Origin of the sequence: Roseateles flavus, from assembly GCF_039872765.1 — a bacterium.
Taxonomy (GTDB): domain Bacteria; phylum Pseudomonadota; class Gammaproteobacteria; order Burkholderiales; family Burkholderiaceae_C; genus Roseateles_B; species Roseateles_B flavus.
In genome coordinates, this window is record NZ_JBDPZC010000013.1 from 42,285 (window position 1) to 57,867 (window position 15,583).

Annotated in this window: 14 protein-coding genes; 8 read left to right on the forward strand and 6 right to left on the reverse strand. The window is 68.8% G+C overall.

The window, feature by feature from the left end:
• The first annotated feature begins 90 nt into the window (after window positions 1–90).
• Both ABDJ40_RS21380 and ABDJ40_RS21385 read left to right on the forward strand, forming a co-directional pair.
• Entirely contained in the window at window positions 91–852 is a 762-nt protein-coding gene (locus ABDJ40_RS21380; RefSeq protein ID WP_347612711.1) for an NUDIX hydrolase, read from the forward strand.
• 48 nt (window positions 853–900) lie between these two features.
• Window positions 901–1,434: an O-acetyl-ADP-ribose deacetylase gene (locus ABDJ40_RS21385; RefSeq protein WP_347612712.1), complete on the forward strand. Its 534-nt coding sequence runs from the start codon at window positions 901–903 to the stop codon at window positions 1,432–1,434.
• A gap of 138 nt (window positions 1,435–1,572) precedes the next feature.
• On the opposite strand, the gene ABDJ40_RS21390 is transcribed toward ABDJ40_RS21385, so the two are convergent.
• Together ABDJ40_RS21390 and ABDJ40_RS21395 are read right to left on the reverse strand one after the other, a co-directional pair.
• Window positions 1,573–4,518 (reverse strand): adenosylcobalamin-dependent ribonucleoside-diphosphate reductase, encoded by a 2,946-nt coding sequence (locus ABDJ40_RS21390; protein ID WP_347612714.1) that lies wholly within the window; start codon window positions 4,516–4,518, stop codon window positions 1,573–1,575.
• Between the two features lie 406 nt (window positions 4,519–4,924).
• On the reverse strand, window positions 4,925–5,542 hold the full coding sequence (locus ABDJ40_RS21395) for a DUF1134 domain-containing protein (RefSeq protein ID WP_347612717.1): 618 nt from the start codon (window positions 5,540–5,542) through the stop codon (window positions 4,925–4,927).
• 269 nt (window positions 5,543–5,811) lie between these two features.
• On the opposite strand from ABDJ40_RS21395, the gene ABDJ40_RS21400 reads away from it, so the two are divergent.
• From ABDJ40_RS21400 to ABDJ40_RS21410, 3 genes are all read left to right on the forward strand, one after another.
• A complete protein-coding gene (locus tag ABDJ40_RS21400; RefSeq protein ID WP_269630372.1) occupies window positions 5,812–6,246 on the forward strand; it encodes a hypothetical protein in 435 nt (144 codons plus the stop codon).
• 73 nt (window positions 6,247–6,319) lie between these two features.
• Window positions 6,320–6,688, forward strand: coding sequence for a PilZ domain-containing protein (locus ABDJ40_RS21405; RefSeq protein ID WP_347612719.1), 369 nt, complete (start codon window positions 6,320–6,322; stop codon window positions 6,686–6,688).
• 14 nt (window positions 6,689–6,702) lie between these two features.
• Window positions 6,703–7,146, forward strand: coding sequence for a GFA family protein (locus ABDJ40_RS21410; RefSeq protein WP_347612720.1), 444 nt, complete (start codon window positions 6,703–6,705; stop codon window positions 7,144–7,146).
• 9 nt (window positions 7,147–7,155) lie between these two features.
• Here the strand turns inward: ABDJ40_RS21410 and ABDJ40_RS21415 are convergent, their stop codons facing one another.
• On the reverse strand, window positions 7,156–8,004 hold the full coding sequence (locus tag ABDJ40_RS21415) for an alpha/beta fold hydrolase (RefSeq protein WP_347612722.1): 849 nt from the start codon (window positions 8,002–8,004) through the stop codon (window positions 7,156–7,158).
• Between the two features lie 211 nt (window positions 8,005–8,215).
• On the opposite strand from ABDJ40_RS21415, the gene ABDJ40_RS21420 reads away from it, so the two are divergent.
• Window positions 8,216–10,471: a molybdopterin-dependent oxidoreductase gene (locus ABDJ40_RS21420; protein ID WP_347612723.1), complete on the forward strand. Its 2,256-nt coding sequence runs from the start codon at window positions 8,216–8,218 to the stop codon at window positions 10,469–10,471.
• Between the two features lie 86 nt (window positions 10,472–10,557).
• On the opposite strand, the gene ABDJ40_RS21425 is transcribed toward ABDJ40_RS21420, so the two are convergent.
• From ABDJ40_RS21425 to ABDJ40_RS21435, 3 genes are all read right to left on the reverse strand, one after another.
• A complete protein-coding gene (locus tag ABDJ40_RS21425) occupies window positions 10,558–12,789 on the reverse strand; it encodes a TonB-dependent receptor (protein WP_347612724.1) in 2,232 nt (743 codons plus the stop codon).
• 184 nt (window positions 12,790–12,973) lie between these two features.
• Window positions 12,974–14,290: an NnrS family protein gene (locus ABDJ40_RS21430; protein WP_347612726.1), complete on the reverse strand. Its 1,317-nt coding sequence runs from the start codon at window positions 14,288–14,290 to the stop codon at window positions 12,974–12,976.
• Between the two features lie 177 nt (window positions 14,291–14,467).
• Window positions 14,468–14,686, reverse strand: coding sequence for a hypothetical protein (locus tag ABDJ40_RS21435; RefSeq protein WP_347612728.1), 219 nt, complete (start codon window positions 14,684–14,686; stop codon window positions 14,468–14,470).
• Between ABDJ40_RS21435 and ABDJ40_RS21440 the strand changes: the two genes are divergently transcribed.
• Entirely contained in the window at window positions 14,685–14,891 is a 207-nt protein-coding gene (locus tag ABDJ40_RS21440; protein WP_269630551.1) for a cold-shock protein, read from the forward strand. The genes ABDJ40_RS21435 and ABDJ40_RS21440 overlap by 2 nt on opposite strands.
• Window positions 14,892–15,118: 227 nt before the next feature.
• Window positions 15,119–15,334, forward strand: a complete 216-nt coding sequence (locus ABDJ40_RS21445) for a hypothetical protein (RefSeq protein WP_269630381.1) — start codon at window positions 15,119–15,121, stop codon at window positions 15,332–15,334.
• Window positions 15,335–15,583: the final 249 nt, after the last annotated feature.

Here is a 15,583-nt window from a genome sequence, read left to right on the forward strand (position 1 = left end):
AAGCTCCTTTTCCTATAAGTTGCTCAGTACATCTTGTATAAGGTGTACAGTACAACCTGAATTCCGGAGCGTCAAGAGGCCAAGGCAGAAATGACACGCAAGATTCCAGGCAGCCCCGCCATCAAGTCAGCAGGCGCTACAGCCGCCAATGACTTCCCTCGGCCCTACACCACGGTGGACGTGGTGATCTTCACCGTGCTGAACGACGCCCTGCAGGTGCTGCTGGTGCAGCGCCCCTCGGACGCCACCGACCCTTTCCCCGGGCACTGGGCCTTGCCCGGCGGCTTCGTCAACGTGAGCCTCGACGACAGCCTGCTGGCCTGTGCGCGCCGCAAGCTGCTGGAGAAGACCGGCGTGGCCTCGCCCTATCTGGAGCAGCTGGGCAGCTGGGGTGGCGCCTCACGCGACCCTCGCGGCTGGTCCGCCACGCATGCCTACTTCGCGCTCATCCCGGCGCAAGACCTGGCCCTCGCCAAAGGGGCCAATGCGGCGGACGTCGCCTGGTTCAAGGTGGACGAGGTGCTGCGCGCGCCTGAGCTGGCCTTTGACCATGGCGAGATCCTGCAGGCGGCGGTGGAGCGCTTGCGCAGCAAGGTCGAGTACACCTCGCTGCCCGCCTTCCTGCTGCCGGAGCCCTTCACCCTGCCGCAGCTGCAGCGAACGTATGAGGTCGTGCTCGGCCGCCCGGTCGACAAGAGTGGCTTTCGCACGCGCATGCTGGCCGCGGACTTCCTGGAAGAGGTGGGGCACATCGAGAGCGAGTCCAACCGGCCGCCGATGGGCTATCGGCTGAAGGACCGGTCCGCGCCGGTCATCTTCCCGCGCACCTTCAGCCCGCGCCAGGGGAGCTGAGCCCGGCATGCGTCTCATGCCTGACCTCAAGTCCTCAAGGAGTTGCTCATGAGTTCGCTGCGAGCCCTTCGCGCCGACATCACCACCCTAGCCGTGGATGCCATCGTCAACGCGGCCAACTCATCGCTGCTAGGTGGGGGTGGTGTCGACGGCGCCATCCATCGTGCCGCAGGACCGAAGCTGCTGGAGGCCTGCCGGGCGCTGGCCGGCTGCAAGACGGGGCAGGCCAAGATCACGCCCGGATTCAGGCTGCCGGCGTCGTACGTGATCCACACGGTGGGCCCGGTCTGGCAAGGGGGTCACCAAGGAGAGGCGGCCTTGCTCGAGCGTTGCTACCTCAGCTGCCTGCACATCGCCCGTGAGAAGCGCTTGCGTTCGCTGGCCTTCCCGAGCCTCAGCACGGGAGCCTATGGCTACCCCATCCACCAGGCAGCCCAGATTGCCGTGGCCTGCGTTCGGCAGTGCTTGAGCGTCAAGGATGGGCCGCTGGACATTACCTTCTGCTGCTTCTCTGCGGCGGATCTGGCGATCTACGAAGCGCTGCTCGGCACCGCACCCCAGGCCGTGAGCGGCCCGCACTGAGTACGGCACCAGGGTATGGCGCTTGAGCACGGCGCCTGAGCACGGGCCCGGACGAATCGCCCAGGAAATGCCAGGCCGGGCGGGCGCCGGGACTCCTAAGAAGAAAGCCCCGGAGGCCGGGGCTTTCAGGGCGGGTTGTCAGCCGCACTGCCCCACATACCCGCAGGCCGTGCAGAAATCGCAGCCGTCCTTGTGGATCATGGTGGCATTGCCGCATTCCGGACAGGGCTTGCCGGCCATGGCGGGGATGGTGGCGCCGCCGCCGCTGAGCTTGGGGGCAGGCGCCTGCAGCAGGCCCATCTCGACCAGGGGCATGCCATGCTCGTCCAGGATGCCCAGCATGGCGTAGCGGTGGATCACCAGGCGAGCCACATAGGCCACGGTGGAGGGCCAGATCTGCTGGCGACGCTCACCGCTGAGGGTAGGCACCGGCGCCATGAAGTGGCCCAGGGGCTCACCCACATTGAGCAGCTTGCGCAGCTTCATGCCGATCCAGGCCGGATCCATCACGCGCATGTCCAGGGACAGCAGGCGCGCCATGCCGTCCAGGGCCTTGGGATAGTTGCCCGAGAAGCCCATGGCGCAGGGGCGGGTGATGTGGCCGCCGTCTGGCGTGGGCAGGGTCACCTCCTTCAGCGTGAGGGTGAACTGCTCGCCGGTGGCGGGGTTCTCGACGTCCACGGCCCAGGCCAGGGTGCCCATCGTGCTGGTGCGGGGTTCCTCGCGGCTGAACATGGCATCCAGCACGGGCGTGGGGCCGCCTTCCTGCAGGGCCCCCAGCTGCTCGCAGCGCCAGCGGATCACGGCCGCGGTGGCAGCGACCACGCCGGGGAAGAGGCGGCGCTCGCCGCCCGGCGGCACGGGCATCTCGAAGGAGCGCTCCTCGGCCACGGTGGCCAGCGCGTCCAGCTTGAGACGCAGCCAGGCCGCGTCATTGGTGCGCAGGTCCATGGACAGGGTCTTGGCCACGGCAGACAAGCCGCGCGGCTGCTCGGCGCCGTTGACCCACACCTCGAAGGGCAGGTTCTTGCCGAAGAGGCCGGCATCCGGGCCTTCGGCGGGCAGCTCGCCCACGAAGAGCGCGAAGTCGCCATGCGGGTGGCGGATCATGTAGCTCCAGGCCGGGTTGCCGTTGGGCAGCTCGGGCCGGCTGGGCCAGCGCAGCGAGGCCAGCACGGCATTGGGCAGGCGTTCCAGGCGCAGGCGGCGATTGGTGCCGTCCTCCTCGGACACCGGCTTGAGCGGCTCCGGCGTGGCCGTGGGCTCCACGCTCAGCACGGAACCGAGCACGCTGTTGGGGCGGTAGGTGGCCAGGCCCTTGAGCCCGCTCTTCCAGGCCTGGGTGTAGAGGTCCTGGAAGTCGGCATAGGGATAGTCGGCCGGCACGTTCACCGTCTTGGAGATAGCCGTGTCCACATAGGGCGCCACCGCGGCGACCATGGAGGCATGGTCCGAGGCGGAGAGCTCCAGCGCGGTCACGAAGGCGTCAGACAGCGGCGCGTCCTTGCCGAAGAGGTGCCGGTACAGGCGCCAGGCGTGGTCCTCGACGGCGTATTCCTTGAAGCTGCCATCGGGCATGCGCTTCTTGCGGGTGTAGCTCCAGCTGAAGGCGGGCTCGATGCCGTTGGAGGCGTTGTCCGCGAAGGCCAGGCTGATGGTGCCGGTGGGCGCGATCGACAGCAGGTGCGAATTGCGCAGACCCTGGGCACGGATCTTGTCCTTCAGGCCCTGCGGCAGGCGCGAGGCGAAGTTGCCGCCGGAGAGGTACAGGTCGGCGTTGAACAGCGGGAAGGCACCGCGCTCCAAGGCCAGGTCGGCGCTGGCATCGTAGGCAGCATTGCGCATGACCTCGCTGATGCGGCGGGCCATCTCGCGGGCGGCCTCGGTGTCATAGCGCAGATTCAGCATGACGAGGGTGTCACCCAGGCCCGTGAAGCCCAGGCCCACACGGCGCTTGTTGCTGGCCTCGTGGGCCTGCGCGGGCAGGGGCCAGGGGGTCACGTCCAGCACGTTGTCCAGCATGCGCGTGGCCGTGCGGCAGACCTCGGCAAAACCTTCCTCGTCGAAGCGGGCATCGGGGCCGAAGGCGTCCTGCACGAAGAGCGTGAGGTTCACCGAGCCCAGGCAGCAGCAGCCATAGGGCGGCAGGGGCTGCTCGGCGCAGGGGTTGGTGGCGTCGATGCGCTCGCAGTAGTAGAGGTTGTTGTCGTTGTTGATGCGGTCCAGGAAGAGCACGCCCGGCTCGGCGTGGTCATAAGTGGACTGCATGACCTGGTCCCACAGCTCGCGGGCGCGCAGCTTGCGGTAGACCCACAGGCCGTCACCGCGCTGGTAGGCACCGGCCTTCTTGAGCTTCTTGCCGGGCTCGGCCTTGTGGGTGAGCTCCACCTCGGCGTCAGCTTCCACAGCCTCCATGAAGGCGTCAGTCACGCCGATGGAGATGTTGAAGTTGCGCAGGTCGCCCTGGTCCTTGGCGTGAATGAACTCCTCGATGTCTGGATGGTCGCATCGCAGCACGCCCATCTGGGCGCCACGGCGGGCGCCGGCGGATTCCACGGTCTCGCAGCTGCGGTCGAACACGCGCATGTAGCTCACCGGACCGGAGGCACTGCTCTGGGTGGAGCCCACCCAGGCGCCCTTGGGGCGGATGCGGGAGAAGTCATAGCCCACGCCACCGCCGCGACGCATGGTCTCGGCGGCTTCGGTCAGCGCGGTGTAGATGCCGGGCACACCGTCATCGGCCAGGGCGATGGAATCGCCCACCGGCTGCACGAAGCAATTGATCAGCGTGGCGCTGAGCTCGGTGCCGGCGGCGGAATTGATGCGGCCGGCCGGCACAAAGCCTCGGCGCTGGGCTTCGAGGAACTTGGCTTCCCACTGGGCGCGGGCCTCGGGTGCCTCTGCCTGGGCCAGGGCACGGGCCACGCGGGCGCGGAGTTCGTCCAGGGTCTGCTCGTCGCCCTTGGCGTATTTCTCCAGCAGCACCTCGGCGCTGATGTCCTGGGCGGGCAGCGACGCCGCGGCAGCCAGGGGCACGAGGGAGGTGGTGGGCAAGTCGAGGGAGGCCTGGTTGGGCGGGGGCATGGAATCTCTCCGGATTTCTGATCGGTGATCGTTCGAATATGGCAGCGAATGCTCGTCGCAGGGGCTGCCGCGGGTTTTGACCCTGATCACTGAGCATGCATCCGGGCACCGCCCCGGGCAAGCCCCCAAAAATGCTTGTGAGTGGCCACTCGCGCTGGGTGCATTGTCCACCCGGAGCTCATCGAAAACCCCGAGAGCCCGGGGCTTGACGGACACCCCCGCAGGGGTGAGGGCTGCAGGGGCAGGCACAGAGGTTGATATACCGGCCCACCATACCCGGCATGCAGCCGCTCCAGGCCTGCAAAGGCGGCGGCCGCGCATGCGCAGCATCGCCCGAAAGCACGGGGGATCCCCTGAAAACAGCCGAAAGCGCCCGGCCGCAGATCGGCGGCGGTTCGCTCTCGACTCAGAAGGGGTTGTAGGACTTCTCGCGCCGGTAGTGGATGTAGCCCACGCTGGCCCCGGTGCGCAGGCCCACCCCCAGGCGGATGGGGGCCAGGGTGACCCCGTTGAGCCGCTGGTAGTTGATGCCGGCGCCGCCGATGTAGTACAGACTGCCTTCGACGCCGGGGAAGCGCTGGAAGATGGCCGCGGTATTGGGCAGGTGGTAGCACAGCGTGAAGACCTTGGATGCATTCGCGCCGAAGTCGAAGCCGATGGACGGCCCGGCCCAGTAGACACGGGCACCGCCGCCGCCCTTCATGATCAGCTGGCCGTCGCCGTAGCGCAGACCCACGGTCACCGCGGCCCCGGCTTCCTCGCCCTTGATGTAGGCATTGGGCCGCCCCTGCTCCTTGAAGGCCTTCTCGATGACCTTGGCCAGGCCCTCGGTGGTGCTGCCAAAGAACTCGGTGGCGGCCGTCAGGATGGAATCCTCGTCATAGGTGTCTTCCTTCTTGTCGGCGGCCAGGGCCAGGCCCGGCAGCAGCAGGCCGGCCCCCAGCGTGCCCAAGCCCTGCAGGGCCTCGCGACGCGCCGGGTCTGGCAAGGTTTGCAGGGATGCGGGGTGTCGGTTTCCGCTCATCTAGGCCTCCTCGGCAAATTGGATTGCGCAACAATAGCGCAGACTTTGGCGCCGGGAAAACCACCAGCCGTGCCACACACAAACCGTGACAAAGCACCAGCCCCGGCACTCGCGGCCGGGCAAGGGGCAGACCTACACTGCCGGGCACAAAAGTACAGGAGAGAGGGCACAAGATGTCCGGAGGGATACTGCTTGCCGAGCGACCGTCAGCCACGCGAAGTGCTGCACCGTCGCCCATCCCATTTGCCACCCCACCGCGCGCACGCACCATGAACGCTGACATGCCCAAGCTGGCCCTGGCGCTTGAATATGCAGACATCGCGGCCGGCCTCTACATCGACGGCGGCAGCGACCACGCGGCGCGCCTGCTGGCGGGTGCGGCGGAGAAGCTGCTGGGTGACCTGGGGCGTCTGGTGATGTCCATGCCGGCCAAGGAGGAGGTCCAGCACCTGCTCACCGAGGTGGCGCTGAGCCACGAGGCCCCGGTGGAGCTGCCGCGCAGCCACCTCAGCTCGCGCAACCGCCAGCCCTCGCTGGACCGCGTGAGCGAGCTGGGGGCCCTGCTGGACAGCGAGGCTCGCCAGGAGACCAGCGCCCTGCTGCGCGCCTGCTGGTACACCCTGGAATCCCTGGGCCTTGAGGCGGTCGCCCCCGACCGACTCGAGGAAGCCATTGAAATGAGCACGATCTACGCGCCGGATTGAGCCGGGCTCAAGGCGCACGGGCCCAGGCCCCTGCTAGCATGGTCTGATTGAAGTGCCACGGTCGGAGACCGCCATGAACAAGCCCCAGGAACGCCGCCATTTCGCCCGTGTCAGCTTCGACGCGCCGGCCGAGCTGGTCACCGTCGACGCCCGGCTCAGCGTGGGCGTGCTGGACCTCTCGCTCAAGGGCGCGCTGCTGAAGCTCTCGGGCACCGACCTCGTCGGCATGGGCGAGCCCTGCCTCCTGTGCGTGCGCCTGGACGGCGGCGACCAGCGCATCGTGATGGGTGCCGAGGTCGCCCACCTCGAAGGCGACCGGGCCGGCCTCATCCTTCGCAGCATCGACATCGAGAGCGTCACCCATCTGCGCCGCCTCATCGAGGTCAACCTGGGCGAGGCCCATCTGCTGGAGCGCGAGCTCAAGGCCCTGCTGGCCACCTGAGCGCGCGGCAGGCCATGGCCGCCACGCTCCACGGTTCCTGCCTGTGCCGGGGCGTGCGCTTCGCGCTGGACAGCCCGCCCCTCTTCATCAACCTCTGCCATTGCAGCCTGTGCCGCAAGCTCAGCGGCAGTGCCTTCGGCAGCTTTCTACATGCCGATGGCCTGGGCTTTCGCTGGCTGGAGGGTCAGGCCCTGGTGCGCAGCTACGAGTCCTCGCCCGGCAACTGGCGCGCCTTCTGCACGCGCTGCGGCAGCCTGATGCCCGTGCTGGAGGACGAGGGCCGCCACGCCATCGTGCCGGCAGGCAGCCTCGACGACGACCCGGGGCTCAGGCCGCTCGTACACATCCACTGCGCTTCCAAGGCCCCCTGGTACGCGCTGCCCGAGGACGGCCTGCCCCGCTTCGAGGCCTTTCCGCCTCCGGACTTCTGGCCTGCCACCCCAGGCGCGGAGGGCTGAGCGCCGCGCTCACTCCAGGATGAAGCGCCGCAGCCGCTCGAAGGCGGCGGCGGGTTCATCGCGCCACACCCCATGGCCACAGGCCGGGAAGCGGGCCAGCTGCATGCAACGCGAAGGCAGGGCCTCCGCGATCTCCAGCGCATCCTGCAGCGGACAGACCGGGTCTTCCTCGCCGGCCACCACGAGCACGGGGCAGCGGGCACGGCTCAGGCCGGGCAGCAGCTGCATGTCCTGCATCTCGCCGCGGATGAAGTGCAGCAGGATGTCCAGCTTCAGCAGCGTGCGCTGCGCGGCCATGGGGTCGGTCTGCGGGGTCGCGGTGTAGAGGTCACGGCAGGCCTCCCAGTAGGCCGCAAAGGTCAGCGGCGTGGGCTCGGTCCAGAGACCGCGCACCTTGTCGCGCACGCCCTCGCCCCCGCGGCGCACAAAGCCCTCGACCTTGCGGTCCAGGCCCATGTGGTGCGAGGTGCTGGACAGGATCACCTTGCCCGGATGCTCCGGATGACGCTCGATGTAGCGCTGGGCCACGAAGCCGCCGAAACTCTGACCCAGCACGATGGGCTTGACGATGCCCAGGGCCTCGCAGAGCCGGACGACGTCGTCGGCCCAGGTGTCCAGGGTCCATTCGCTGCTGGGGCGGGGGTCGCTGCGGCCATGGCCGCGGTGGTCGTAGTAGACGATCTGCGCCACATCGGCCAGGGCACTGAAGGCCGGCTTGAAGGCACTGTGGTCAAAGCCGGGCCCGCCATGCAACAGGATCAGCGTGGGCTTCTCCCGCATCCAGGCGCCATCGGGCACCAGGCCTTCTCCCTCGATATCCACGAACAGATGGACACCGGGCTCAATCTCGATTCTCATGCTTCTCCTACTTCTCCGGGGGCGGGAGTCTATGCAAGTTCGACGACATCCGGCGCCCTCTGCACCGCACTTACATCTGCTTGCACTCCCAACCCCAGCCTCTCATGGTTGATCCTGAGCCGCTGCTGTCGCCTGGATGACGCTCGCGCGGCCTTCGCTGACCACAATGCGTCCAGGCCCCATCCGGATGACTGCCCCAGAGGAAACCCCGATGAACACGCGTGAAACGAACGCACCGCGCGGACACTACCGCATCTGCCCGCTGTGCGAAGCCTGCTGCGGTTTACAGGTGCAGACGGCCGGCGGCCGTGTCACAGGCATCCGCGGCGCCCAGGACGACCCGTTCAGCGAGGGATTCCTGTGCCCCAAGGGCATCTCGCTGAAAGACCTCCACGAGGACCCCGACCGCCTGCGCCAGCCACTGCTCAAGCGCAATGGCCGCCACGAGCCCGTCAGCTGGGAGCAGGCCTTCGAGGAGATCGAGCGCCGCCTGCGCCCGCTGATCGAGGCCCATGGACCGGACGCCGTGGCCCTCAGCTTCGGCAACCCGGCCGCGCACAAGGTGGGCCTGCTGGCCTACACGCCGCGCCTGGCCCGGGCCCTGGGCACGCGCAATGTCTTCTCGGCCTCCACCCTGGACCAGATGCCCAAGCAGCTGTCCAGCGCGCTGATGTACGGCCACTGGCTCAGCATCCCCGTGCCGGACCTGCCGCGCACGGACCTGCTGGTGGTGCTGGGCGCCAACCCCATGGTCAGCAACGGCAGCCTCTGGACGGTGCCGGACTTCCGCGGCAAGGCCCGGGCCCTGCGCGAGCGTGGCGGCCGGCTGATCGTCATCGACCCTCGGCGCACCGAAACCGCGGCGGCGGCGGACGAGCACCTCTTCATCCGCCCCGGCAGCGACGTCTGGCTGTTGCTGGGCCTGGTCCACACCCTGTTCGACGAAGGCCTGGTGCGCAGCAGCCCGCTGGACGCCTGGGTGCAGGGACTTGAGGAGATCCGCTCGGCGGTCACCGCCTACCCGCCTGAGTCAACAGCCCTGCACTGCGGCATCCCGGCGCCCGAGCAGCGCCGGATCGCCCGACTGCTGGCCACCACGCCGCGGGCCTCGCTCTATGCGCGCATCGGCAGCTGCACGCAGCGCCACGGCACGCTCAACAGCTGGCTGGTCGACGTCGTCAACATCCTGTGCGGTCAGCTGGACCAGCCCGGCGGCGCCATGTTCCCCAAGGCCGCGGCCTTCGCCGTCAACACCCAGGGGCGGCCGGGCAGCGGGCGCGGCGTGAGCCTGGGCCGGCGCAAGAGCCGGGTCAGCGGTGCGCCGGAGGTCTTCGGTGAGCTGCCCATGGTCTGCCTGGCCGAAGAGATCGAGACCCCGGGCGAAGGCCAGGTGCGGGCCCTGATCACGGTGGCCAGCAACCCGGTGCTTTCGGCGCCCAACGGCCCTCGCCTCGCGCAAGCGCTGGACGGCCTCGACTTCATGCTCAGCCTGGACATCTACCTCAACGAGACCACGCGCCACGCCGACCTCATCCTGCCCGCCCCCTCGCCCCTGGAGGACCTGCACTACGACATCGCCTTCGGCCAGCTCTCCTGGCGCAACCATGCGCGCTACAGCGCCCCGGTCTTCGAGCGCCCGGCCGACATGCCCGAGGAATGGGAGACCCTGACCCGGCTCGCCGCCCTGGCCGCTGGCGCGGACTGGCGCCAGCCCGTGGACCAGCTCGACACCGCGGCCCTGCGCCAGGAGCTGCGCCATCAGCTCAAGGACAGCGAGGGCACGCAGAGCGAGGCGCTGCTCGCTGCCCTCGCGCCGCGGGTGGGGCCGCAGCGCCTGATCGACCTGGCCCTGCGCAGCGGCCCTTATGGCGACCAGTTCGGCCGCAAGCCGGACGGGCTCACGCTGGACCGCGTGCAGGCCGCGCCCCATGGCATCGACCTCGGCGAGCTGCAGCCCCGGGTGCCCGAGCTGCTGCGCACGCCCTCGGGTTGCATCGAGCTGGCTCCGGCGCCCTTCATGGCGGCGCTCGGCGCACTGGCCGGCGACGCGCCTCCCTCCTGCGGGCCGGACGAGCTCCTGCTGATCGGCCGGCGCGACACGCGCTCGGGCAACAGCTGGATGCACAACCTGCCCGTACTGGCCAAGGGGCCTGACCGCAGCGCGCTGATCGTCCACCCGGACGATGCCCACCAGCGCGGCCTGCGCGATGGCGACCGCGCCCTGCTGCGCAATGCGGCGGGCACCAGCCTGGAGGTGCTGCTGCAATGCTCGGACGAGATGATGCCCGGCGTGGCCAGCCTGCCGCACGGCTGGGGCCATGACCTGCCGGGCACCCGCTTGAGCGTGGCCCAGCTGCGCCCGGGCGCCAACCTCAATGCCCTGCTGGATGAGCGGCTGCGAGATCCACAGTCCGGCAACGCCGTGCTCTCGGGTCAACCCGTGACCCTGAGCGCCCTGCCTGCCTGAGCAAAAAGAGACCGGCCACTCCGCAGGGAGTGCCGGTCGCAAGGCCGGCGTTCGGAGGCATGCGCCGGGGAGGAGAAGATCAGTCCTCAGAACTTGTAGCTGACCCCCACGCTCAGGGTCCGCGGTGCGCCGTAGAAGCCGGTCAGCACGCCCAGGGCGGCGATGTTGTAGCCATCGGTGCGGTAGGCCTTGTTGGTGAGGTTGCTGCCCTGCAGGGAGAAGCTCAGGTGCTCGTCGCGCTCCCAGATCAGGCCAGCGTTGAGCAGAGCGTAGGCGTCCTGGGCGATGGCTTCGCTGAGGTCCGTCGTCGGATAGACCTTGGTGCGGTAGCTCACCCCCACCCGCGAGCGCAGCGTGCCGCGGCCCAACGCCGTGCGGTTCTCCAGATTGAAGGCGGCCTGGAACTTGGGCGCGTTGGTGAACTTCTTCTGGTCCGCCACGTTCACGCCCTTGTCCAGGTACTCGTCGTAGCGCGCATGCAGGGCGGAGACGTTGCCGCTGAAGGTCCAGCTGCTGTTGGGGCGCCAGACGAATTCCAGCTCGGCACCGTCCACGGTGGCACGGCCGGCGTTGGTGAAGTCACCGAAGAATCCGGGCGTGCCATTGGCCTGGGTGTAGGAGGTGAACACCGAGAGCTGCACGTTCTTGTACTTGTTGTGGAAGACGGCGGTGTTGAGCTCCAGACGCCCGCCGTCCAGCACCATCTTGGCGCCACCCTCGATGGAATCGAGCACCTCGTCCTCGAAGGGCTTGCTGGAGATGGGCACCGCCGCGGTGTTGGCGCGGATGTTGAAGCCGCCTGACTTGAAGCCGCGCGAGGCGCTGGCGTACAGCGAGGTGGCGCTGGAAAGCTTGTAGTCCAGCGAGACCTTGGGCGAGGTGTTGCTGACCTCGCGGGTCTTGTCGAAGTCGGCCAGCGTGGCGATGGGCTTGCTGAAGGTGGCATCGCTGAAGGCCTGGTTCAGCACCACGGCGCGCTTGCTCTCCTTGGTGTAGCGCAGGCCGGCGCTGAGACTGAAGCCCTGCGCCAGGCGCCAGCTCCAGTCGGCATAGGCCGCCTTGCCGCGCGTGTGGACCGTGCCGTTGGTCGTGCCGAAGGAGAGGTTGAAGAAGTTGTTGGAGACCTTGCCGCCCGCCTCGCCATTGAAGAAGTAGACACCCATCACGCCCGAGGAGCCGGCGCCATCGAAGGCCAGCTGGGCCTCGGCGCTGCTCTGGGTGTCCTGGTAGAGGGCCAGCACGTCCGCGATCTTGTTGGGCAGGCCGTCGAAGTCGATGCCCGTGCTGGTGTCGTTGCTGCGGTGGGCGGCGATGAACTTGGCCGTCCACTGCGAGTCCACGTTCCAGTTGAGGCTCAGCGAGCTGCCGCCGGTCTCGGTGCGGTTCTGGTTGGGCATGCCGCTGGCGATGTCGTAGCGGCTCTCGCCGGGTGGCGTCTTGGCGGGGTCGAACTTGTTGACGTCCAGGCGCTGGAAGCCGCGCATATTGGATTCGTCATAGGTCTTGTCCGTCGTGAACTGCACGTTGAAGGGCTGGCCGCTGGGATAGAACCCCAGGCTCAGCCGGCCGGCCTTGGTCTTCTGGTTGCTGACCTCGCTGCCATCGGTGAGGTTCTTGCCGTAGCCATCGCGGTTCAGCGTGGCCAGGGCCAGGCGGGCACGGAACTGGCCGTCGCTGCTGGCCCCGCCGACCGAGCCCTTGGCGTCCATCTGGCCATAGCTGCCAAAGGTCAGGCTGGCGCTGCCCTCGGTCCGGGTGCCCAGGGGGCGAGACACATACTTGACCGCGCCACCGATCGTGTTCTTGCCGTAGAGCGTGCCCTGCGGCCCCCGCAGCACCTCGATGCGCTGGGTGTCGAACACGTCCAGCAGCGCGCCCTGGGGCCGCGCCACATAGACGTCATCCAGGTAGATGCCCACGCCCGGGTCCACACCCCACAACGGGTCGGCCTGGCCCACGCCGCGGATGAAGGTGGTGATGGTGGAGTTGCTGCCGCGGGCGGCGTAGATGGTCAGGTTGGGCACCTGCGACTGCAGGTCGCCCAGATTCTTGACGTTGAGGCTTTCGAGCGCGCCCGCACCGAAGGCCGTGACCGCGACCGGCACATCCTTCAGCGATTCCTCGCGACGGCGGGCGGTCACCGTCACGGCTTCGAGCTTCTGCGTGTCGGCCGCGGGCGCGGGCTCCTCGGCCGGCGCCGGGCCGGGCTCGGCCCAGGCGGGCGCTCCGGCGGCCAGGGCGGACAGCAGGGCCAGGGTCAGGGGCGTACGGCGCAGGGCCGCGCCAGGATGGGCGGCGGCAATGGGTGTCAGGGTCATGCGTTGTCTCCGTGATTCTTTGAGGTGTCGACGCGGACGTCGCCCCAAGGGAGTGCAAGTGCCATGCCCGTGGGCGCGCCAGACCCGCCTTCTACGTGCAAACCATGAGAGCGGCGCGCGCAGGCCGGGTCCTCGGCGGCCTGTCAGGCCGGCATCGGGGGATGTTCGAGCGTCTAGCGGCCGCTCAGGGGCGTCGGGGCCTGCGCACGCTGTCTGATTGGCACACAGCCCGGGGGGCGCCGATGTCCACGGATCGGGCATTGCCTGAAGCCCGGACACCGCTTTGCCCCCGCAGCCAGCCCAGCAGGCGCAGCGCCCAGCCGCCCATGCACAGGGCCCACAGGAGGGCCGCCAGGACCAGCGTCACCGCCGGGTCCGTCTGTCCCAGGGCGGCCCACAGCCGCAGGATCACGGCCGTCTGCAACAGAAGAAAGAGCGTCAGCAAGGGGCGGTCCGCCGCCAGAGGCCGGCCCGCATGCACGCTGCTGACACGGCTGACCTGGGCCATCATCAGGCTGCCCAGGCCCCCTGCCAGCACGGCGTGCAGCGGCGCCAGCCCAAGCCCGGCACGTCCAAGCGCCAGCAGCCCCGAGGACAGGGCCGACAGCCCGGCCCCCGCAGCCAGCCACAGGCCGCCGGCCAGCATCATCGCCATCAGGGGCAACCGAGCCATGCGCCGCCAATGCCAGGACTGCCTCAGGAGCAGGAGAGCGACACAGCCCTCGAACCCCGCTCGCAGCGCCCAGGCCCATGCGGGCAGGGCCGCGGGCGCCAGCACCTGCCAGGCGCCCCCCCAGGCACAGCCCGCCAGCCCGGCCCACAGCAGGGCGCGCTCGGGCGCCGGCAGGCGCCCGGCCACCTGCAGCCAGACCGCGGGTTCGGCAAACATGGGCACCATGCGATGCAGGGCGATCAGGAACACCGGCAGCAGCCCCCACCACAGCACCGACTGCAGGGCGTGGCGGGCCACCTCCTCATGCCCCGCCATCAGGCCCGCACCCATGGCGGCCATGCCGCACAGGCCCAGCAGCCAGGCCCCTTGCACGCCGCGCAGGTGCAACCGGTCCGGCACCTCGCTGGCGGCCAGCAGGCGCCCGGCCTGCCACCAGGAGAGGCCCCAGGACAGCGCCACCAGCATCAGGCCCAGTCCGGTCAGCTGCGCGTCGACATGCACGCCCGGCAGGGCCAGTGCCCAGCCCAGGCCGGCCAGCCACAGCGAAGGCCACAAGGTTCGCCCGGCCGGGCCCGGCACGCGCAACCAGCGCGGCCCGGCGGTGAAGAAGAAGCCGGCAATGAACTGCGGCATCGCGCCCAGCCCGAACAGCAGGCCATGCGCCAGCCCCGGCGACACCGCCCAGGGCAGCGCCCAGGCCCTCCAGCGGGCCAGCAGGACCAGGCACCACCACAGGCCCGACAGGGCCAGCATCAGCAGGCCCAGCTGAAAGAAGGGGCGGTGGGGCTGCCGTGCCGGCGCGGCGGCGCTGCTGCGGCGTTCAGGCATGTCAGGGTCCGGCATGGGGAGAGATCTTGCCGCCCTGACGGGCATGGGCGCTTGCTCAAGGACAAGTCCCGGCGCCACGCATGGGCGCGATGACGGCCATGGTGCTACAATCCATTCCCATACATTCGCTCAAGACCGTTTCTTCAAGGTCTTTGCAGTGGTCTCCGGCATCAGATCTCACACGATGCCGGCCCGCCCATCAGCCTCCAGCGCCATCACTCGGGATCCGCCGATTCCGTATCCGGGCCCCGCCCGAAGCGCCCGCCCCCAAGCGATCCGCTGGGTGGCTTCAATCACCGGCTTGATCTCTCTTGCGTGTTTGTACGTCCCCCGTGTGTCGCCGCTCGCGCACACGGTTTCCACATATTTTCGGAAAGAAAACACCATGAGCAGCATTCAGAACGGCATCGTCAAGTGGTTCGACGACGGCAAGGGCTTCGGTTTCATCACCCCCGCCGACGGCAGCAAGGACCTCTTCGCCCACCACAGCGAAATCCGCAACGGTGGCGGCTTCCGCAGCCTGGCTGAAGGCCAGCAGGTCGAATTCGAAGTCAAGCAAGGCCCCAAGGGTCTGCAGGCTTCGAACATCAAGCCCCTGTAAAGCACTTCATCCGGGCCTGGGAAGGCCTGGGGCGTCCGTGTGGACACCCCACTCCAGACGGCAGTGATCTCCGCAGATCACTGCTTCGGGCGCCCCCTCTCACGGGGCGCCCACTCCCGAGCCAGGCCCTGCGCCTGCCCTCGACCTTCATCACCATCCGCGCCAAGACGGCTCTCTGGACCTCCGAGCAGGGACGGCTCCTTCAAGGCGCACACCTCGAGATAACCATGCAAAAGAAAAGCATCGAGGTGGGGCGATTCCTTGTCTCACCTTTCATCAAGACTTCCGATGACGGCGGCTTCTACGCCAGCGTCTCCATCCGCTCCGGCCAGGGCTCGGCCAATCACGATCGCGTGGTGCGCTTCGCCCCGCGCTTCAGCGGGCACCGACAGGCCCTGAACTACGCCTGGTCGCAAGGCCGGGCGTGGGCTGAAGCGATGTAATCGCACAAACGGGCCCACCCCCTACGCGCTTCGCGCGCCCCCTCAAGGGGGCACAGCCGACGGCCCGGCGAAGCCGGATCCGCGGCTGTCGTGCGGGGCGAGTGCCGGCTTTGCCGAGCACTCTTCGACTATGCGGCAGCGTCGCTTGGCCCCATTTCCTGCGCATCGGCCTCGCAAGAACGAGGACGGCCCGGCGAAGCCGGATCCGCGGCTGTCGTGCGGGGCGAGTGCCGGCTTTGCCGAGCACTC